Source organism: Emticicia sp. 17c (assembly GCF_037153985.1).
In the GTDB taxonomy this organism is placed as follows: Bacteria; Bacteroidota; Bacteroidia; order Cytophagales; family Spirosomataceae; genus Emticicia.
Genome location: NZ_JBBAYI010000001.1, coordinates 380,236 through 400,167 on the forward strand (window position 1 = coordinate 380,236; position 19,932 = coordinate 400,167).

17 protein-coding genes and 1 other RNA gene are annotated in these 19,932 nt (G+C 35.0%); 15 read left to right on the forward strand and 3 right to left on the reverse strand.

The window, feature by feature from the left end:
• Positions 1-1,432: 1,432 nt before the first annotated feature.
• Positions 1,433-1,594 (reverse strand): hypothetical protein, encoded by a 162-nt coding sequence (locus WAA15_RS01635; RefSeq protein ID WP_337040627.1) that lies wholly within the window; start codon positions 1,592-1,594, stop codon positions 1,433-1,435.
• Between the two features lie 195 nt (positions 1,595-1,789).
• Here WAA15_RS01635 and rsmI point away from each other — a divergent pair, with 195 nt between their 5' ends.
• The 15 genes from rsmI to WAA15_RS01710 all read left to right on the forward strand — a co-directional run bounded on the left by rsmI (position 1,790) and on the right by WAA15_RS01710 (position 17,336).
• Positions 1,790-2,458, forward strand: a complete 669-nt coding sequence (gene rsmI, locus WAA15_RS01640; RefSeq protein WP_337040628.1) for a 16S rRNA (cytidine(1402)-2'-O)-methyltransferase — start codon at positions 1,790-1,792, stop codon at positions 2,456-2,458.
• Between the two features lie 47 nt (positions 2,459-2,505).
• The gene (locus WAA15_RS01645; RefSeq protein WP_337040630.1) at positions 2,506-3,441 is read left to right on the forward strand and encodes a sterol desaturase family protein; all 936 of its coding nucleotides are present in this window, start codon (positions 2,506-2,508) and stop codon (positions 3,439-3,441) included.
• 33 nt (positions 3,442-3,474) lie between these two features.
• The gene (gene fabG / locus WAA15_RS01650) at positions 3,475-4,221 is read left to right on the forward strand and encodes a 3-oxoacyl-[acyl-carrier-protein] reductase (RefSeq protein WP_337040631.1); all 747 of its coding nucleotides are present in this window, start codon (positions 3,475-3,477) and stop codon (positions 4,219-4,221) included.
• A gap of 175 nt (positions 4,222-4,396) precedes the next feature.
• A complete protein-coding gene (locus WAA15_RS01655) occupies positions 4,397-6,484 on the forward strand; it encodes a vWA domain-containing protein (RefSeq protein ID WP_337040632.1) in 2,088 nt (695 codons plus the stop codon).
• Between the two features lie 478 nt (positions 6,485-6,962).
• Complete coding sequence (locus tag WAA15_RS01660) at positions 6,963-7,958, forward strand: Smr/MutS family protein (protein WP_337040633.1); 996 nt, start codon at positions 6,963-6,965, stop codon at positions 7,956-7,958.
• 74 nt (positions 7,959-8,032) lie between these two features.
• Positions 8,033-9,439: a DUF4403 family protein gene (locus tag WAA15_RS01665; RefSeq protein WP_337040634.1), complete on the forward strand. Its 1,407-nt coding sequence runs from the start codon at positions 8,033-8,035 to the stop codon at positions 9,437-9,439.
• A gap of 150 nt (positions 9,440-9,589) precedes the next feature.
• Positions 9,590-9,973: RNase P RNA component class A (rnpB, locus tag WAA15_RS01670), an RNA gene on the forward strand.
• A gap of 125 nt (positions 9,974-10,098) precedes the next feature.
• On the forward strand, positions 10,099-10,629 hold the full coding sequence (locus WAA15_RS01675) for a 30S ribosomal protein S16 (protein ID WP_337040635.1): 531 nt from the start codon (positions 10,099-10,101) through the stop codon (positions 10,627-10,629).
• Between the two features lie 93 nt (positions 10,630-10,722).
• A complete protein-coding gene (gene rimM / locus WAA15_RS01680; protein ID WP_337040636.1) occupies positions 10,723-11,277 on the forward strand; it encodes a ribosome maturation factor RimM in 555 nt (184 codons plus the stop codon).
• A gap of 42 nt (positions 11,278-11,319) precedes the next feature.
• Positions 11,320-11,994: a tRNA (guanosine(37)-N1)-methyltransferase TrmD gene (gene trmD / locus WAA15_RS01685; protein ID WP_337041308.1), complete on the forward strand. Its 675-nt coding sequence runs from the start codon at positions 11,320-11,322 to the stop codon at positions 11,992-11,994.
• Positions 11,995-12,134: 140 nt separating this feature from the next.
• Entirely contained in the window at positions 12,135-12,458 is a 324-nt protein-coding gene (locus WAA15_RS01690; protein WP_337040637.1) for a hypothetical protein, read from the forward strand.
• A gap of 26 nt (positions 12,459-12,484) precedes the next feature.
• On the forward strand, positions 12,485-12,844 hold the full coding sequence (locus WAA15_RS01695) for a hypothetical protein (protein WP_337040638.1): 360 nt from the start codon (positions 12,485-12,487) through the stop codon (positions 12,842-12,844).
• A 45-nt stretch (positions 12,845-12,889) separates the two neighbouring features.
• Positions 12,890-13,186 carry a hypothetical protein gene (locus WAA15_RS01700; RefSeq protein ID WP_337040639.1) on the forward strand — a complete coding sequence of 99 codons (297 nt, stop codon included), beginning with the start codon at positions 12,890-12,892 and terminating at the stop codon, positions 13,184-13,186.
• Between the two features lie 277 nt (positions 13,187-13,463).
• Positions 13,464-16,091 (forward strand): DNA gyrase subunit A, encoded by a 2,628-nt coding sequence (gyrA, locus tag WAA15_RS01705; protein WP_337040640.1) that lies wholly within the window; start codon positions 13,464-13,466, stop codon positions 16,089-16,091.
• A 132-nt stretch (positions 16,092-16,223) separates the two neighbouring features.
• Positions 16,224-17,336, forward strand: a complete 1,113-nt coding sequence (locus tag WAA15_RS01710) for a tetratricopeptide repeat protein (protein WP_337040641.1) — start codon at positions 16,224-16,226, stop codon at positions 17,334-17,336.
• Positions 17,337-17,566: 230 nt separating this feature from the next.
• On the opposite strand, the gene WAA15_RS01715 is transcribed toward WAA15_RS01710, so the two are convergent.
• Positions 17,567-17,893 carry a hypothetical protein gene (locus WAA15_RS01715; protein ID WP_337040642.1) on the reverse strand — a complete coding sequence of 109 codons (327 nt, stop codon included), beginning with the start codon at positions 17,891-17,893 and terminating at the stop codon, positions 17,567-17,569.
• Positions 17,894-17,935: 42 nt separating this feature from the next.
• Entirely contained in the window at positions 17,936-18,703 is a 768-nt protein-coding gene (locus WAA15_RS01720; RefSeq protein WP_337040643.1) for a ParA family protein, read from the reverse strand.
• Positions 18,704-19,932: the final 1,229 nt, after the last annotated feature.

Below are 19,932 nucleotides of genomic sequence, written 5' to 3' on the forward strand. Positions count from 1 at the left end.
CTAGACTTGTATATGCTGGAGCTATTGATATGTTAATTACCTGCATATAGTATTGAAGAGAAGCTTCAGGAATTATTTTGCTGGATTTTACTGGCAAAATGCTTAAGGTAGACTTATAATAGTTATTGATATGACAAGTAATTTATTCAATTTGTCTCAGTTTTTAAGAAAATAGGAGTAATTTATCGTTAATTTCAAGTTTTGAACTTGCTTTATAGATATTTCTTTGCTTACTGATGATTAACTATACGCTATGTTTGTTATAGCTTTGGAGACAATTATAATCTAAACCTAGATTTTAACTATTCAGGTTGTTATCTACGATATATTTTAACACTCATATTCTTTGTTTCTACTTTGCTGACCCAGCAAGCCTTACTCAATAATTAATATTCTTGTTATTTACAACATCTCAATGTTGATAAGGTAGCAGCAATACTATCATAAATAAATCTAATTATGTTGAGGCGAAGAATAGTAAAGGCATAATAATGCCGATGCCGAATTAATATGCGGCATAAAAGAAGTATGACCCAAACTTTCAGAATAAAGAACACTTTGGAGATATGCTGTCTCAATAAAAATGGATGCTTCTTAGCTAACTTATACGTTATCAATCCTCAGAATGCACAATTAAATCATTGATTTTCTTGAGAAATTTGCAAAATTGATAAAACACGACTTGTTTGAAGAAAAATAATCTTCAAATTAAGCTAGTTAAAAAGTAAATTAAAATGCAAATGAGTATTTTGCTGCATCAGTTAGGACAAAAGAGCTACCTACATTAAGAAACTCTGGAAATTAACAGATTTTTCTTGATGTAATTTTTTGGAAAAAGACACGAGATTTCCTTTATGCCCAAATGTGCATTGGTAAATGATACAGACCCACAAGCAAATATTATCCGATACTATATCGGCATTAGAAGATGCGGACTATATTATTAGAAAACTTGAGAAAAACTTGGCTATTTTATAAGTTTTGGCTTTATCTCATAGTCAAAAAAAGAGCAAAGCAATGCCATTTAATACATAATTTAGTGTATTAAAGCAGTATTTACCTTAAAAACAGGTATATTACCAGGCGTAAACTGAACGAGGACGAGATTGTAAGCGAACCAAATATCCTTTTGGTGCATATAATTCTTTTTCTTCATTCATACGGGTCATTAACAGACCTCCAAAAGCGAGTGATGCGATAGTAAGTAGTAACATAGTTTAAGCACGTTTAACTGTACAATTTTCTTAAAATACTTCCAATTATACAATAACTAAAAAAAATATAAGCCAATTGTTAGATTTTTTTTTCCTAAAATATGACAATTCTTATATAATTTTAGTCAAAAAAAGTAAAAACATTCAAAAATTGTATTGAAATTATCTTTTAAGCTGTGATACAGATTTTTGAATTAAGAGGGGGGAGAAACTTTAGTTTAGTAATAATATACATTACGAGGACGAGCCTGTAAACTCGTCATGTACCCTTTAGGGGCATACATTTCTTCTTTTTCGCGTACTTTGGTCATCATCAGACCACCAATCGCGAGGGCTATGGCTGCTAATAACATGGCTTTATTAGGTTTATTGTTTGCCAAAAGTATATATTATAATTTATTTTGTCAAGTATTTTCAGAAATTTTTGAAAGTAAAATAACAAATGAATATTAAATATTTATTGAGCGGTAGTTTTCGAAGTTTTTTAGTTAAAAAAAGTAGATTTATTATCTTTTAATTAGATACATTTTACTAGTTGAACGCTTTAATTCGTAATTTTGTCGAAAAAAAATACAGTGAAACTTGTACTTGTTCCAACACCAATAGGCAATTTGGAAGACATTACCCTACGTGCTATTAATGTCTTGAAAGAAGCTGATTTAATATTATCTGAAGATACCCGCAATACAGGCTTTCTTCTGAAGCATCTGGACATTTCTAAACCTTTACAAAGCCATCATGCCTTTAATGAGCATCAAACTGTTGGAAAGGTCGTAGAAAGGCTTAAAAAGGGCGAAAAAATCGTTTTGGTATCCGATGCAGGCACACCTGCTATCTCAGACCCTGGTTTTTTACTTGTAAGAGAGTGCCTTAGGAATGGGGTAGAAGTAGAATGCTTGCCGGGCCCTACGGCTTTTGTACCCGCTTTGGTAAATTCTGGCTTACCTTGTGACAGGTTTACCTTTGAAGGCTTTCTGCCAGTAAAAAAAGGCCGACAAACGCGATTAAAATCTCTTATTGAGGAAGAAAGAACCATGATTTTTTATGAGTCTCCGTTCAGATTACTAAAAACTCTCGAAAATTTTGTCGAAATATTTGGAGCTGACCGTCAAGCCTGTGTATCAAGAGAAATAACAAAGATGTTTGAAGAAAATGTACGCGGAACTTTATCTGAAATTATTACTAATTTTGCCAATAGAAGTATTAAAGGAGAGATAGTAATTGTGGTTGAAGGAAAATCATGAAAATATTTGAATATCAGTAGTTTATGTTGTTTTAATTAACAGATTTTATGTTTGAAGTACTTAAAAATTATACCGTAGAGCAACTTGTTATTATATTTTCTACTCCGCTTTATGCTTTTTTGATACTCGGAGAAATTATATTGAGTAATATACAGGAAAGGCATTTTTACACCATCAAAGATACTATCACAAATGTTTATCTGATGTTACTTAATGGTGGTATCGATTTATTATCGAGAGGTATTACATGGGGTATTCTAGCATGGTTTTTCCAGTATCGTTTTTTCCAGATCGAAAATCCTATTCTTTATTGGGGTATTCTGTTTATTGCAGAAGATTTTGTGTTTTATGTATTACATGTGGTAGACCACTACTCACGTTTTTTCTGGGCATCTCATGTTACGCATCATTCTTCTGAGCAGTTTAACCTGACCGTTGGCTTTCGTTCTTCGGTATTTCAACCCCTGTACCGATTCATCTATTTTATCCCTTTATCGTTGCTGGGCTTTAGGGCTGAAGACATAGCCGTAATGTATTCGATTACACAGATATACGGTATACTTGTGCATACAAGTTATATTCCAAAGTTTCGTAAAATGCCTTTAAAATTATTGGAATACGTAATTGTAACTCCTTCGCAGCATAGAGTACATCATGCCTCTAATGTAGAATATCTGGATAAAAATATGGGTATGTGCCTCACGATCTGGGACAGAATGTTTGGAACTTTTCAGGAAGAAATTGATAATCTACCAATTAAATATGGCTTGGTTTCTCCTGTCGAAAACAAAAATCCAGTTAATATTGTGTTTCATGAGTGGGTGAAACTTGTGAAAGACTTAAAAAAGCCAGTGGGACTTTTGACCAAGATAAAATATGTGTTTATGCCTCCGGGGTGGTCGCATGATGGCAGTACAAAAACAAGCCGAGGCTTGAGAGAAGACCTCAAAAACGAAAAAAAAGAAGCTGAAAGTGTAGCATAATAAACTATTTTACATTAATTATTTAACTTATTCATGAAATTACTTGAGAATAAAATCGCTTTAGTGACCGGTGCTTCACGCGGAATCGGGAGAGAAATCGCCAAAAAGTTCGCTGAACAAGGTGCTAATATTGCCTTTACTTATCTTTCTAGTGTTGAAAAAGGCCAAGCTCTTGAAGCTGAGTTAGCAGCCTATGGTGTTAAAGCTAAAGGATACCGTTCAGATGCTTCTGATTACGCAGCAGCCGAACAACTAATTACAGATGTGGTAGCCGACTTTGGAACCATTGATATTTTAGTGAATAATGCCGGAATTACACGTGATACACTTTTGATGAGAATGTCGGAAGAACAATGGGACGAAGTAATGCGTGTAAACCTAAAATCGGTTTTTAACCTTACAAAAGCGGCTACCAAGCCTATGATGCGCGCCAAACAAGGTTCTATTATTAATGTTACCTCAGTTGTGGGGCTAATGGGTAATGCCGGGCAAGCCAACTACGCGGCTTCAAAAGCAGGTATAATTGGCTTTACAAAATCTGTTGCTAAAGAGTTGGGGTCAAGAAATATTCGTTCTAATGCGTTAGCTCCTGGCTTTATTGAAACAGAAATGACCGGAGAGCTTAACGAAAAGGCTTTGGAAGAATGGTTGAAAAATATACCTTTAAAGCGTGCAGGGCAGGGAGAAGACGTAGCAAATGCGTGCGTATTTTTAGGTTCAGATATGTCGAGATACGTAACAGGACAAGTTTTGCAGGTCGATGGTGGAATGCTCATGTAGTAGATTCGTATATATTTACAGTAATTATCAATAGTTTGTATCGTCAAGGTAGATTTATCGTAAGCCTTGACGATATTTTTTTGTATCTTGGCAAAATATTTGTTCAATTAAGGTGTTGTTTTAATAGTATATTTCTAAATAAAAATTCCCCGTTAGAAAACGGGATGAGGGGTTTATGAAATCCGAATTGATATTTCAATCTTCACCGTGGTTCATTCTGCTTTGTTTGCTCGCTGGTGGTATTTATGCTTTTGTACTTTATCAAAGAAAGAATAACTTTTCTACTATTCAGAACAGGCTACTTGCTTGTGTGCGAGGGTTATTAGTTGCATTACTGGCTTTTTTGCTGGTAAACCCCTTGTTAAGAAGCAACAAAACAACTATTGAGAAGCCTGCAGTAGTTTTAGCCATTGATAATTCTTCTTCAATGGCGCAAGGCGGTCAGGAAAAACTGGTGCAATTGAAAGAAAATCTTCAAAAGCTTAAGGAAGGTATTGAAGCTAAGAATATTAATGTTGAAATAAAAACATTACAGGAAGAAGCGGATAACACAGAAATCAATACTATTAAATTCGGAGAAAAAACTACCGATTTGTCGGGTTTATTGGCAAATATTAAAAATAATTACGAGGGCCGAAACCTGACTGATGTTATTCTGGTGTCTGACGGAATCGCTAATGCTGGTATTTCACCCACTTATGGTAAATATAACTTTAATATTCATACAATTGGCTTGGGCGATACCACTCAAAAGAAAGATATTAAAATAAATACCATTAATGCCAATAGAATTGCTTATCTGGGAAATAAATTTCCGATACAAGCCGAAATCTCAAGTTATGGGTATCAGGGTAAATCAACAACCGTTTTGCTAAAACAAGGTGGAAAGGTCTTAGACAAACAGATAATAAGCTTCGATAAGGCAATGGATTTAAAACAAGTAACTTTCTATACTTCTGCCGACCAAAAAGGTATGCAGCGTTATAGTATTGAAGTAGCTGGCCTGACAGGAGAGTTCTTATCAAAGAATAATCTCAGAGATGTGTATATTGATGTAGTTGATGGTAAAGAAAAAATTCTGCTTGTAGCACTAGCACCACATCCTGATATTAAGGCAATAAAAGCAATTATCGAAAAAAACGAGTTATATGAACTAAACGTTAAGATTATTCAGAGTGATAACCTTAACGAAATAGGCACACAACCGTTTGATGTTCTTATTCTTCATCAATTGCCTGATTTATACGGTGCCGGAGGAAGCGTTGTAAGCCGTTTATTAGCCCTACAAAAGCCTACTTTATTTGTTTTGGGAAGCCAAACTAATATAGCAAGTTTCAATGGCTTACAGCAAACATTAAGTATTATTTCGCAACGAGGAAGGGCTGATAAGGTAACTGCAAAGTTTAATGCCTCTTTTAATTTATTTAATCTGGATGGAGATAAACTCAATATTCTGGAAAAATTACCTCCTGTTTTAGCCCCTTTCGGAGATTATAAGCCAGCCACTGGTAGCGAAATTATCCTTTATCAGCGTGTAGGGTCGCTAGTAACGCCTAAACCCTTGTTAATAGCCAATACAGCTAATGCTCGTAAATCGGCAGTACTAGCAGGGGAAGGTATTTGGCAATGGCGCTTAGAAGAGTTTGCTCTGACCGATAAACAGGAAATTGTAGACGAGGTTCTGATGAAAACCCTGCAATTAATTTCAGTAAAAGATGATAAACGAAAACTAAGGGTTTATCCGATTGCTCCTGAATTTTCGATTGATGAAAAAGTGATTTTTGAAAACGAAGCCTATAATGATATCTATGAGCGCATTTATAACCAGACAATCAAACTCGATATAACAGACGAAAAAGGAAGTACGAAGACATATAATTACACTATTAGTAAAGAAAATACCCGTTTTGAAATAACAGGCTTATCAGAAGGTGTCTATCGTTATAAAGCTTCTACACAAGTACTGGGCAAAAGTGAGGTTGTAGATGGCCAGTTCATTATCAAGAATACTGACCTAGAAAGTTTAACTAATACAGCCGATTTTAATATGTTGCGTACCCTTGCCCAGCAAAATAATGGAAAGTTTTTTGTTGCTAGCCAGCTAGAGAAATTAAAAGAATATCTTTCATCTAACCAAAGTCCAGATAAAGTGACAAGCATTGAAGAAATGAACGAATTTATCAATCTGAAATGGATATTCTTTGTTTTACTCACGCTTGCTTCGGTTGAATGGGTAACAAGAAAATACTTGGGAAGCTATTAGAGAATCTTTTATATAGACTAAATACCTGCTTTATTAAGAATTTAAAGCAGGTATTTTTTTTGTTAAAATCAGATAAAATTAAATTGTATTTTTTGTAGACATATTTGGGTTTCCTTCATAAATATTGCATCTAACATAAAATTGCTGTAAAATGAATGTTTGTTAAGGCAGTAGGAATAAATAGGCTAATCTAAAACTAATCTCTTAGTTTCTCTTTTTATTTACAATAATATTTTAATGCGAGGGTTTGAATAACGACTCTTGTTTTAATACTTACATAACAAGGAAAAAGTTTTACTAGCCACACTATTATTTTTTGCCTTACATAGAAGCTCTTTAATAAAATCTTAATATTTTTGGAAATTGTATTTTTTTTAGCAAAAACGCTAAAACCTACAATACTAAATGAACGAAATTATTTTTATATCCGTAGTGTTATTTAGAAACAGATTTATAAGAATAATACATATTATAACAAATGAATATTGGAGATAGAGTGCGTTTGGTACACTCAAAGGAAGAAGGTATCATTACAAAGTTTTTAAAAGATAACTTAATAGAAGTTGAAATTGAAACAGGGTTCAGACTCCCTGTTTTGAGAAGAGAGTTAGCTGTGGTTTCGGGGAGTGAGAAACAGTTTTTTAAGCCTCAGCCTGCTAGTGAGAAAGAGACAAAGCCTAAAGAAGTGAAAAATCAGGTACGTGCCGACAAAGGAATTTTTCTGGCGTTTCTTCCGGCCAATGCAAAAGAAACACCGGTATATCTTGTTAACAATACAGATTGGGATTTGCCTTTTACTCTGACCCTGAATAATACCAGAATCCACACCGGACTATTAGGAGGAATATTAAAAGCTAAAAGTTTTCAGAAATCACCTCTTGAGCTATCACTAAAAGAAATGGAAGAATGGGGTAGTTTTAGTTTTCAGGCATTTTATTACCAGTCAGGGCCTTTTGATGAACGCGCGCCGCTTCTAAAAAAAATGAGGGTAAGAGAAGAAACCTTTGCTAACTATAAAACAAAAGCTCCTTTGTTAGATAAAGAAGCATTCTTGTATCAGCTTGATTCGGACGATACAAAAGAAACAGTAGTGAAAACTGAAACAAAACCATTAGTAATAGATGTAAATAAGTTAAAAGAGGGAATGCTCGAAAAAAAGGCGGTAGACGAAATAGCTAAGACTTACACAAAACCAACACAAGTAGTCGACTTGCATATTGAGCAATTAACTAAAAACTTTCTTGCAATGAACAATGCCCAGATACTTGAAATGCAAATGAGTACGTTTGAAAATAATTTTGAACAGGCAATTGCTAGTGGGATGGATGAAATCACTTTTATTCATGGCGTAGGAAATGGCATATTAAGGCAGGAGATACAACGAAGGTTATCAAAACATAAAAATGTAGCATGGTTTGAAGATGCACAGAAAGAGAAATTTGGTTATGGAGCTACACGTATTAAAATAAAGTAAATCTGAGGGTACAAAGGGAAATAATTTTTTTCTTGTTTATCCGTTTTGCACAAGAGTTCCAATTTTAATAAATAATGAATAAGCTGAAAACCCCTGTTTGGTTATTAGTTACAGTATTTTTTAGTGCTGTTACGTATACAAAAGCCCAGAAGGCTAACCCCGAAGCTCCCGTAGAGCAATATTTACAAGATTCAGTACGCGTGCAAAAAATCTTTTCAAATATTAGCATTCCATTTGATATTTCGATGAACGACATCGAGAAACAAATCAATGGTACCCTCACTGGCCTTATCTACGAAGATAACAGTTATACCGATGACGGGAATGATAATTTCAAATGCAAAGTATGGAAGAGGTCAAACATTCTTATAACAGCCGGTACAAACGATGTGTTCGATTTTACAGTACCTATTAAGGTATGGGCAGAAAAAGGTATCGGAGCTTTCGGTTTGATGAAATATATTCCGATTGAATTTGAGATGAATCTGAAATTCTCGACCCGCTTTACTATCCGTCCAGACTGGGCAGTACAGACCTTTACTACGCCTAATGGTTATGAATGGGTAACCAAACCTAAAATAAACATTGGCTTCGATGTGCCTATCGATTTTATAGTAGGAAAAATTATTGACAACAACCATTCTAAATTTGCCAAGTCAATTGATGATGCCGTTGCCAAAAATCTTACTATTAAGCCTTATGTGATACAAGCGTGGAATGCCGCTTCACAGCCATATCAGGTTTCGGAAGAATACCGGACATGGGTTAAAATTACACCCCTCGAAATTTACATGACTCCCCTGATAACAGCAGGGCGAAATGTTCGTTCGGCATTAGGGCTTAAAGCCTATACCGAAACCATCATGGGCGAGCATCCAAACAACCCCTTGCCGGTTAATAATATACCTAACCTTAAACTGGTAAGTAATATACCAAACGACTTTCAGGTAGGTTTAATGAGCGATGTGCCGTTTTCCGAAGCGGCGCTAGTAGCAAAGAAAATGTTTATTGGTAAAACCTATGATTTTAAAGATGGTAAATATAAAATCGAAATAACCGACCTAGATATTTATGGTAGCAATGAGTTTCTGGTTATCAAAACCGATATCAAAGGAAGCCTGAAAGGTACTGTTTATATTAAAGGAATACCCGTGTATAGCCCTGTTAAAAAAAGCATTGTCTTGACAAATACGCAGTTTGATATAAAAACAAGAAATATTCTAGCTAAAGCCGCAGCATGGTTATTAGAGGGTAAAATGGTTAAGATGATAGAAGATGAATACGGAATGCCAGTTGATGAACTGATTACTTATGCCAAGCAGAACGTCGAGTCGGCTATGAATAGTGAATACAAAAAAGGAGTAAAACTTAGTGGGAAAATTGAGAGTGTGCTTCCTGATAAAGTATATCTTACCCCCTCAAGTATTGTTGCAGTGGTATTGGCAAAGGGTAAGGTTGAGTTAAAAGTAGATGGTTTGTAATTTATCGCTTTTTACTTAAATATTAATAATTTTGCGATATTTAAAAATGCTGCCGTTTGATAATAAGATACCCTATTGAAAGATAGCAAGCGATTGATTTTACAGCGTTTTGGTAATTGTCATAGATAAAGTTACCTTTGTATCAAAGAAAAAGCAAGTCGTCTTATCGCTGCTTTCTATAAAGCAGAGGAAAGTCCGAACAGTGAAGAGCATCATGCTACCTAACGGGTAGGAGGTAACCCAGCGATGAGTTGCCGCCAGCTAGTGCCACAGAAAATATACCGCCTGCAAAGGTAAGGGTGAAAAGGTAGGGTAAGGGCCTACCGCTTGTGTGGTGACACACAAGGCACGGTAAACCTCATGAACTGAAAGACCAAATAAACCGACGTATACATGTTTTTGTATAAAGGGCTGCTCGTCTGAGTCGGAGGGTAGGTTGATAGAAACAACAGGCGACTGTTGTTCCAGATAAATGATAAGACCTTCCTGAGAAATCAGGAAAGACAGAATTCGGCTTATAGGCTTGCTTTTTTTATATAAGAATCTAATTTGTATTTCCTAAAAAAACCTTGCGAAATTTTTATTTTGTAAGGTTTTTTTGTAATTTTGCAGTCCCAAAATGCAAAAGGGGACGGGCTCCCCATTAAAAAAACAAAAAAATGGCAGTTAAAATCAGATTAGCAAGAAGAGGACGTAAAAAAGCACCATTATATGATATAGTGGTAGCTGATTCTCGCTCACCACGTGATGGTAAGTTTATTGAAAAATTGGGTCAGTATAATCCTCAATCAACCCCAGCGGGTATCACATTGAAAGATGACAGAGCTTTATATTGGTTAATGGTTGGTGCAGAACCAACAGATACCACTCGTAAAATTTTGTCAGTAAAAGGCGTACTCTTTAAAAAACATTTACAAGTAGGTGTTGATAAAGGCGCTATCACTCAGGACGTAGCAGATGCTCGTTTTGAAGCATGGGCAAAAGACAAACAAGACAAACGCGATGCAAGAATTGCTAAACTTACAGAAGGCAAAGAAACATTGAAAAAAGCTGCTATTGAAGCTGAACGTAAAAAACGTGCTGATATGGAAGCTGCTCAACAAAAAGCCGCTGCTGAGGCAGAAGCTGCTGCAACTCCTGCTGAAGAAGCTCCAGAAGCTGAAAGCACAGAAGCACCAGCAGAAGCGTAATTCTGACTCGTTATTGAGAATATTGCTCTTAATTGAAAAAAATCCCCGCCCAAAGCGGGGATTTTTACATTGAAATAAATAAAATATAAGACAATGACTAAAGAGGATTGCTACTTATTAGGAAAAATCACAAAAACTCATGGGCTGAAAGGTGAATTAGCTATATGGTTAGATGTAGATTTTCCGGAAGATTATGAAGAATTAGATTCTGTACTTTTAGAAGTAAAAGGAGAGTTAGTGCCGTATTTTATTGAAGAAATACAAATCAGACCAGGGAAGTCAATTGTTAAGTTTGAAGATATTGATACCATTGAAGACGCAAAAAAAATAGTAAATTGTGATATATATCTTCCAGACGATAATTTGCCAGAACTGGAAGAGGATGATCAGTTTTATTATCATGAAATTATTGGCTACGATGTTGTGGATGAAAACAAAGGAAAACTTGGTAAGGTAAAGGCCGTGTATACATCTGAGATACAAGACCTCATAGCTATGCAGTATGAGAATACAGAAGTACTGATTCCTGTGAGCGACGAAATTGTTAAAACAATAGACAGAGATAAAAAAGAACTTTATACGGAACTTCCTGAGGGCTTATTAGAAATATACCTTGATAATAATACACAGGAACCAGACGATGAGTAAAATACTATGGAATCAGTTAATCAGTCTTTAATAGATAATGGTATTCACATTGATATAATTTCATGTGTTCCTCGATTATTAGATAGCTACTTTGACCATTCAATTCTGAAAAGAGCCAAAGATGCAGGGCTTGCTGAGGTCGTCATTCATGACCTGCGAGATTATTCCGAGAACAAACATCGTCAGGTTGACGACTACGCTTTTGGTGGTGGCGCAGGGATGGTTTTGGGTATTGAACCCATTGCTCGTTGTATTCGTCATTTACAAACCAACCGAGTGTATGATGAAATTATCTATATGACCCCCGACGGGGAATTATTTGAGCAAAAGACCGCCAATAGGCTTTCTATGAACAAAAACCTGATAATTCTTTGTGGGCATTATAAAGGTATTGATGAGCGTGTCAGAACCCATTTTATTACAAAAGAAATTTCCATAGGTGATTACGTACTTTCTGGAGGCGAATTACCAGCGGCAGTCGTATCTGATGCTATAATAAGGCTTATTCCGGGGGTATTAAACGACGAAACATCTGCGCTGACAGATTCTTTTCAGGATAACTTACTTGCCCCACCAGTATATACAAGGCCGGCCGAATTTGAAGGGCTCAAAGTGCCAGATGTATTATTATCGGGTCATGAGAAAAAAATTAACGAATGGCGTTTGGAACAATCTATTAAGCGTACAAAAGAAAGACGCCCTGACTTACTAAAGTAAAACCCTCTACTTGTACACACAACTGAGTAAAATTTTCTACATTATTGGCTATAAAAGTAGCAAAGTTGCTTTTCAAATATATGGCTTAGTTTTTTTGCAATTATAAGCAAAACTTTAAATCACTTAAATCAATTAAAGCCATGAAAAAGAATCTTTGTTCTTTTATCGCCATCTTCTCTTTGGTATTTCTTTCTTATATCGGTGCAGGTGCAGCAACACCAGTTGTAAAAACAGAAGACCCTGCTAAGAACGCAGAAAAAATAGAATCTGCCGAGGCTAAAGCCATTCTGGCAAGGTTAGAAGAAATTAAAGCAATGGATAAGTCTCAAATGACTTCCAAAGAAAAAAGACAACTACGTAAAGAAGTAAAAACGCTTCGTACAAAGATGGCGCAAATCGGAGGAGGAGTGTATATCTCTGCTGGTGCGCTTATAGTTATTTTACTGCTGATTCTTTTATTGTAATACCAAATTACTTTACACGTGTAGTTATGGAAGCTGAACAAAAACCAAAAACGAAACCTGAAGAATCTCAGACAGACTTTCCTGGGTATCCTTTATATCCGTCTTCAGAAGATATTTATAGTAGAGGGATAAAAGAGGATAATATTAATCCTGATGATACCACACAATTAAAAGACCCTGCTGATATACAGCCAGACGACTGGAATGAATCAGATTATAATACCCAGCAGACAGGTGATGATTTGGATGTTCCGGGAGCAGACCTTGATGATGATTCAGAAAATATCGGGCTTGAAGATGAAGAAAATAATTATTACAGTTTAGGGGGCGACAATCATGAAGACTTAGAAGAAACTAACGATGATTTGGTGTCAGACAAAGACTAAACACCTAGTTTCAGTTGCCTTACTTAGATTTAAATAGCATAAGCCATGAAAATTATCAATAATATAGTCCTACTTAGCAGTTTTGCTTTAATAGGGCTAGCAGGATGTTCAGGTGAGATTGTAACTACGCCGCCACCTACTGCGGTGGTAGAAACAATTCCAGCACCTATTACTCCGAGACACGTATGGGTGCCAGGGCATTATGTAGCAAGAGGTGGCACATACGTCTGGCGAAATGGCTACTACACAGTACCACCCAGAGGGAGAAGAGTATGGGTAGAGGGCCATTATCAGAGAACACCCAAAGGATATGTGTATAGGCGAGGGCATTGGAGAAGATAAAAACCAAAAAAGACCAGAGTTTTCTCTGGTCTTTTTTGGTTTAAAGTAGTGCTTACATTTATAATGGCTTAAACAAATAATACATATATAAAAAATAATATGTATATATAATAAATTTAGTATTATAAGTATAGCCTTTTTTCTGTGTATTAAATCCTAAAACCTTTGTTAATCTTTTGGAAATTCATTAAATTTGTATAACTATTTTTATAAATAGTACAATAATATGTGTAAATAATTATATTAATTCTACCAATTAAAGTAAATTTAAAGGCTAATGGCTGAGGAAACAGAAAATCTAATCCCAGAATCTTCTAACAACGGTACAATTATTCCAATTAACATCGAGGACGAAATGCGTGGAGCATACATTGATTACTCAATGTCTGTTATTATTTCACGTGCTTTACCCGATGTTCGGGATGGTTTGAAGCCCGTTCATCGTCGTGTGTTGTATGGTATGGCAGAGTTGGGCGTGTATCACAATCGACCTTATAAGAAATCAGCACGTATAGTAGGAGAGGTGCTAGGTAAATATCACCCACATGGCGACGCATCTGTTTATGACACAATGGTTCGTATGGCTCAGGACTGGTCGTTAAGATATACCTTAGTAGACGGGCAAGGTAACTACGGGTCTATTGACGGTGATTCTCCGGCTGCTATGCGTTATACCGAGGCACGTCTCAAACGTATTGCTGAAGAATTACTATCTGACATTAATAAAGAAACTGTTGATTTCCAGCCTAACTTTGATGACTCCCTTGAAGAACCATCTGTATTGCCTGGGAAAATCCCTAATTTGCTATTGAATGGTTCGGCAGGTATTGCAGTTGGTATGGCTACTAATATGGCTCCACATAACCTTTCAGAGGTAGTGGATGGAATTGTAGCCTATATTGACAATAACGAAATTACTATTGAAGAACTTATGCAGTATATTAAAGCTCCTGATTTTCCGACAGGCGCAGTTATATACGGCTATAGTGGCGTGAAGTCTGCTTTTGAAACCGGTAGAGGACGTATTGTTTTACGTTCGGTTGCTAATTTTGAAGTATCGAAAACCGGCAAAGACCAGATTGTAGTAACCGAAATTCCATACATGGTTAACAAAGCCATGATGATTGAGAAAACGGCTCAGCTCATTAATGAGAAAAAAATAGAGGGCATTTCAGATATTCGTGATGAGTCAGATAAAGACGGTATTCGTGTAGTATATGATTTACGTAAAGATGCCGTACCTAACGTAGTACTCAATAACCTTTACAAATATACACAGCTACAATCCTCGTTCAGTATCAACAACGTAGCATTGGTGAAAGGTCGTCCGGTGACTTTGAACCTAAAAGATATGATACGCTATTATGTTGATCATCGCTTGGAAATTATCACAAGACGTACGATATATGATTTAAAAGAAGCTGAGAAAAGGGCTCATATCCTGACAGGTCTTTTAATTGCCTTAGATTATATTGATGCTGTTATTACCCTTATTCGCAGGTCGAGAGATGCAGATGAAGCAAAAGCAGCTTTAATGCAGGGAGATTTCATGACAGCCAAAGAAAAAGAAGAATTCCTTACGGTAGGGCTAAAACGTTTGCAGATAGTTGATACACTCAGTACGCAAGCAGTAGCAGAGGGAAGCATTTTAAGCGAGTTACAAGCCAAGGCCATTCTGGATATGCGCTTACAGCGTTTAGTTGGCCTTGAAAGAGACAAAATAAATGCAGAATTTGAAGACCTTAGAACGCTTATTGATGACTTGCGTGATATTCTTTCTTCTGAAGAAAGAAAACGTACAATTATTAAAGATGAGCTAGCTGAATTAAAAGCACGCTATGGTGATGCCAGACGTTCTAAAATTGAAATGGCTGCCGGTGAATTCAGTATAGAAGATATGATTCCTGACGATGAAATGTTAGTAACTATTTCTCATCAAGGCTATATCAAACGTACTCCATTGCAAGAATACCGTACACAAGGTAGAGGTGGTACTGGTTCGAGAGGAGTAAAAACAAAAGATGAAGATTACACAGAACACCTGTTTGCAGCTACCAATCATAACTATCTTCTTTTCTTTACAAAGAAAGGGAAGTTATATTGGCTAAGGGTTTTTGAAGTGCCAGAAGGTGCAAAAACTTCAAAAGGTCGTGCAATTCAGAACCTGATAAATATTGAATCGGACGACAAAGTTCAGGCAGTACTGAATGTTACTACACTTACAGACGAAGACTATATTAATAATAACTATATAGTTATGTGTACAGAAGAAGGTACTGTTAAAAAGACATTACTTGAAGCATATTCACGTCCACGTCAGGGAGGTATCATAGCCATTAATATCAACGAAGGTGATAATTTATTAGATGTTGCCCTTACCAATGGTAATAATAACATTGTGATAGCTGCCAAAAATGGTAAAGTAGTACGTTTTCACGAGTCAGGAACACGGCCTATGGGGCGTACAGCCACAGGTGTAAGAGGCATTAGCCTTGAAGATGGCGACCGCGTAATAGGCATGGTTTGTGTTTCCAGAGCAGATACACAGCTTTTGGTTGTGTCTGAAAAAGGCTATGGTAAACGTTCAGATATTGAAGATTACCGTATTACTTCGCGTGGAGCCAAAGGTGTTAAAACACTTAATATAACAGATAAAACCGGTACTTTGGTTGCAATCAAGGAAGTTACAGATGATGATGACCTGATGATAATTACCAAAAACGGAATTGCTATTCGTATTAAAGTTTCTGACCTCAGAGTAATGGGGCGTAATACGCAAGGGGTAAGATTAATCCGCTTAAATGAAACAGACGATATTGCTTCAGTTACCCGAATCATACGTGAAGATGAAGAAGAAGAAGCATCTGAAACAGGAGGGGACGTAGTAGCCTCGGAAGAGAATTAAGTCTCAATAGAGTAGGGGGGACGTCGACTTTTTATGTTAATACTTTGTTAATTTCCCGAAAATTTATATTTTTCGGGAAATAATAATGTCTAACCCTAAACGTTTAACATTTTTAAAAAAATCAACTAAAACATGAAAAAAACAATTTTTTTGTCTGTCTTATCTATGTTTTCGGCAGGCGTATTTGCGCAATCAGCACTTGACTCACAGGTTAGAGACGCACAATGTAAATCAGCTGCTGATGAAATAGCAAAAGGTGAAAAAGCAAGCCAGGATGCTAAAAAAGGTGCAAAATCATCTACTTGGGTAAAGTTGGCAACTGCCTATGAAGATATGGCCGTAAATTGTGGCAAAGATTCAATGGCATCAGAAAAAGCGTATAATTCATATAAGAAAGCACTTGAAGTTGAAGCTGGAGGAAAAGGAGCTAAAGATATTGAAACTGCTTTAAAGAGTCAGAAGCTTTATTCTATCTTAATGCAACAAGGTGCAGGATATTACAATTCAAAGAATTTCCCCAATGCACTTAAATTATTCAAGTTAGCTTCTGAAACAAGCCCTAAAGATACCATTGCAACGCTTTATGCAGGTATTGTGGCTCAGTTAGCTAAAGATAATGAATCTGCAAAACTATACTTTAACAAATTTATTGACGAGGGAGGTAAAGACCCAGCAGTATTTTACAGCTTGTCAGAAATATACAAATCAGAAAAAGACCATAATAAAGCAGTAGAAGTTTTAAGAAAAGGTATTACAGCCAACCCGGGTGATAAAGATTTGAAAGGCTCATTAGTAAATGTTCAGCTATCAAGCGGTAACTCTCAGGAGGCAGTAAATGAACTTAAGAAGCTGATTGAAACAGACCCGAATAATATCAACAATTTGCTTAATCTGGCTATTTTGTTGCAGAATGATAACAATACTAAAGAGGAAGCACTTGTATATTATAAAAAAGTTCTGGCAATTGACCCATCAAACTATGATTGTAATTTTAACTTAGGTGTATATTATTTCAATCAAGCGGTAGAAATTAAGAAAGAGGTTGACAAAATGGATATGAAAGAGTATCAAAAGAATGGTAAAGCAGTAGAAGATAAAGCATGTGCTAAATTTGCAGAAGCTAAGCCACATTTCGATACTTGTAAAGCAACCAGAGAAAAAGAAGGAAAACCACAAGAGCAAGACCTTATGGATAACCTTACTAGCTTGACCTCGGTACTCGAGCAATGTGCAAAGCGTAAATAAAAAATATTTAACTTTAGTAGTAATAATAAAAAAACTCTGAGAGCAATCTCAGAGTTTTTTTATTATCTAAAGCATACGAATTAGCTATTGATGGGAGTAAATAGAAAATTCTATTTAACATAATATAAATTATATAACTTAAATATTTGTCTGTTATAACTGTATAATATGTGGAAAATGAAAAAATCCACGTGGAACATTTGTTGATAATATGTTGAATTAATCAACAGTTAGTTTAAAAATGCTTTTAATGTTTTTGGTTTACGACCTACTTTTTTACGCATTTTAACTTTCTCAGGCCGTTCTTTTATTTTTTTATCTTCAAAAAATACATTCAGTGCCTCTATAATAATATCTTTTTGTGACATTCCTTCCCAGTAGCCATAATCTTTCATTGTTTCAACAAGCTCATTCGGGCAATCAAATGTAACTTTAGTAGATGGGCCACTTTCTTGATATGCTGCAATAGTTGGTTGAGTTGTTGCAGCACCAGACTGTTCCGCGCTTTTGTTAGTTGGAACCAGACTTTCAAAGGTGAAATTTTTATTCTTTGCCATTTTTTTAGAAAATTTTTAATTCAGAGCTTTCTCAGTAATAGTTTAGTTGTCATTAAAACTTCCGAGAATCTCTTTAGTTAATTGATAATAGTCCATAGCACCATTACTTTCAGGAGAATATGAAAATATATCTTGTCCGTTAGCTTGTGCTTCAGAGATAGCAATATTATCTCTGATGGTTGTAGCAAAAAACGCGCTCCCTAATTGTTGTTTGGTAGCTTCAATAATATCGTTACTTAGTTTTTTATTAATTCTTGGGTTGTAACGGGTTGCAAATACGCCGCCAAGTTTTGTTTGAGGACTAATTAATTGCAATTCTGATGAATACATCAGAAAGTTTCTTAAACCTTCGTAGCTCAGAAACTCAGCTTGTAGTGGTACTAAGTAAATATCACAAGCAATCAGCGCAATTCTTGTCATGCCGGAAAGTGTGGGCGGGCAATCAATCATGATATAATCATAATTCTTTTTTACTTTCTCTAGCAATAATTTCAAGTTGAACGGAAATACAGGAGAAGCCTTTATTGAATCTTCTTTTGAATTAAGCTCAGCTGCACTGGGTAGTAAATCCCCTATTGGAGTGTGAATCACAACAGTGTCAAACGGCAATTCACCACTCAGGTAATTGCCTACATGATTTTTTCCAACTTGAGTTTCCTGAACTCCAAAGCATCGTGTAAGACTTGCCTGTCCGTCCAGGTCAATAAACAGCACACGTGCGTTTGCAAATTTCTGGAAGGCAGCACCAAGATTTTGGGTAGATGTAGTTTTACCTACTCCCCCTTTGTTGTTTACTACACTAATAATCATTGTTATAATAAGAATAATATTGTCCGGCAATATAGAACAAATCAACCGTAGTAACAATACTGTAATAATATATTTTATAAATAATAATAACTTTACGATAAGTATATGCCAAATAAATAATATAATAACTAATTATTATATCTATATTGTTATATTATTTTAAACTTTAAATATATATTATATTAAAATAAACTTATTGTATATATAATAATAATTTAATTAATTAAAAATAAATGTAAGTATAAATATTATATTACAAATTTAATAAACAATATATAATATAATAACAATAATAATTTTATTATTAATACATATTGTTAAAAATATATTACTAATACTTTTATATGTATTAGTAATTTTTAAATAAATATAATAGTATTATAAAGTTTAAATACATAATATGTATTATAAGTAATTTATATAATAAAAAGTATTTATAGTTTTATAATAAAAATACTTACATTAATAAAGATAATAATAAAATGAATTTTAATTATAATGAGTATATAAAGAATAATTAAAAATGAAAATCTTTTGAAACAGGCTTTAAGCGGTATTTTAAGGTGTAAATGGGCTACTACCCTACTTATGTGTGAAAGTGCGCTTAGACGTGTTATTTGGAGGCTTAAAATAGGTGCTATTTTTTGTGTTTTCGAGTGAAAAATATTGACTCTCGAATTGATGATTTTGGATGTGTCAGATTGGAAATCAGAAAAGCCAGTTGTAGCGTAATTTTGGAACTTTAAAATAACTCAAAATAATGAGCTAAGAAATTATTTATGTACGAGGGCATACTGTAAAAGAGCAATTGAAATTTAGTGAAAATTAGAAATAGGTCTCTTTAGATAAAGACTAATAAGTAATAAAACTAAATTCTGTTTAGCATGAATGAGTTCATACAACGCAAGTCATCTGCTCATTCAGTGCTATGCTGTTAATCGTTAATGATTATATTACACCAGATAGATATAGTATTGAATGTTTTTTGAATCAACAAATATTTCAAGTAACAGCTTAGTGTGTATAATCAATAACTCTGTGATGGAATTTTAATATTATATTGAAACAATAATTTATGATTAAATAATGGCTTGTATACTGATAAGGCATTAGCAAGTTTTATCCCTTATTTAGCGAGTGTGCTTAATCATGTATTTTAAATTTGTGTTCCATTGCTTTATAGTATTATTAAGTAAGCTCAAGTTGTAGAGGCATACATTACTTTCAAT

Excerpts from the sequence above, each read along its gene's own strand:
- WAA15_RS01645 (WP_337040630.1), top strand. The coding sequence starts at position 2,506 with ATGTTTGAAGTACTTAAAAATTATACCGTAGAGCAACTTGTTATTATA.
- fabG (WP_337040631.1), top strand. The coding sequence starts at position 3,475 with ATGAAATTACTTGAGAATAAAATCGCTTTAGTGACCGGTGCTTCACGC.
- WAA15_RS01655 (WP_337040632.1), top strand. The coding sequence starts at position 4,397 with ATGAAATCCGAATTGATATTTCAATCTTCACCGTGGTTCATTCTGCTT.
- WAA15_RS01660 (WP_337040633.1), top strand. The coding sequence starts at position 6,963 with ATGAATATTGGAGATAGAGTGCGTTTGGTACACTCAAAGGAAGAAGGT.
- WAA15_RS01665 (WP_337040634.1), top strand. The coding sequence starts at position 8,033 with ATGAATAAGCTGAAAACCCCTGTTTGGTTATTAGTTACAGTATTTTTT.
- WAA15_RS01675 (WP_337040635.1), top strand. The coding sequence starts at position 10,099 with ATGGCAGTTAAAATCAGATTAGCAAGAAGAGGACGTAAAAAAGCACCA.
- rimM (WP_337040636.1), top strand. The coding sequence starts at position 10,723 with ATGACTAAAGAGGATTGCTACTTATTAGGAAAAATCACAAAAACTCAT.
- WAA15_RS01690 (WP_337040637.1), top strand. The coding sequence starts at position 12,135 with ATGAAAAAGAATCTTTGTTCTTTTATCGCCATCTTCTCTTTGGTATTT.
- WAA15_RS01695 (WP_337040638.1), top strand. The coding sequence starts at position 12,485 with ATGGAAGCTGAACAAAAACCAAAAACGAAACCTGAAGAATCTCAGACA.
- WAA15_RS01700 (WP_337040639.1), top strand. The coding sequence starts at position 12,890 with ATGAAAATTATCAATAATATAGTCCTACTTAGCAGTTTTGCTTTAATA.
- gyrA (WP_337040640.1), top strand. The coding sequence starts at position 13,464 with ATGGCTGAGGAAACAGAAAATCTAATCCCAGAATCTTCTAACAACGGT.
- WAA15_RS01710 (WP_337040641.1), top strand. The coding sequence starts at position 16,224 with ATGAAAAAAACAATTTTTTTGTCTGTCTTATCTATGTTTTCGGCAGGC.
- WAA15_RS01715 (WP_337040642.1), bottom strand. The coding sequence starts at position 17,893 with ATGGCAAAGAATAAAAATTTCACCTTTGAAAGTCTGGTTCCAACTAAC.
- WAA15_RS01720 (WP_337040643.1), bottom strand. The coding sequence starts at position 18,703 with ATGATTATTAGTGTAGTAAACAACAAAGGGGGAGTAGGTAAAACTACA.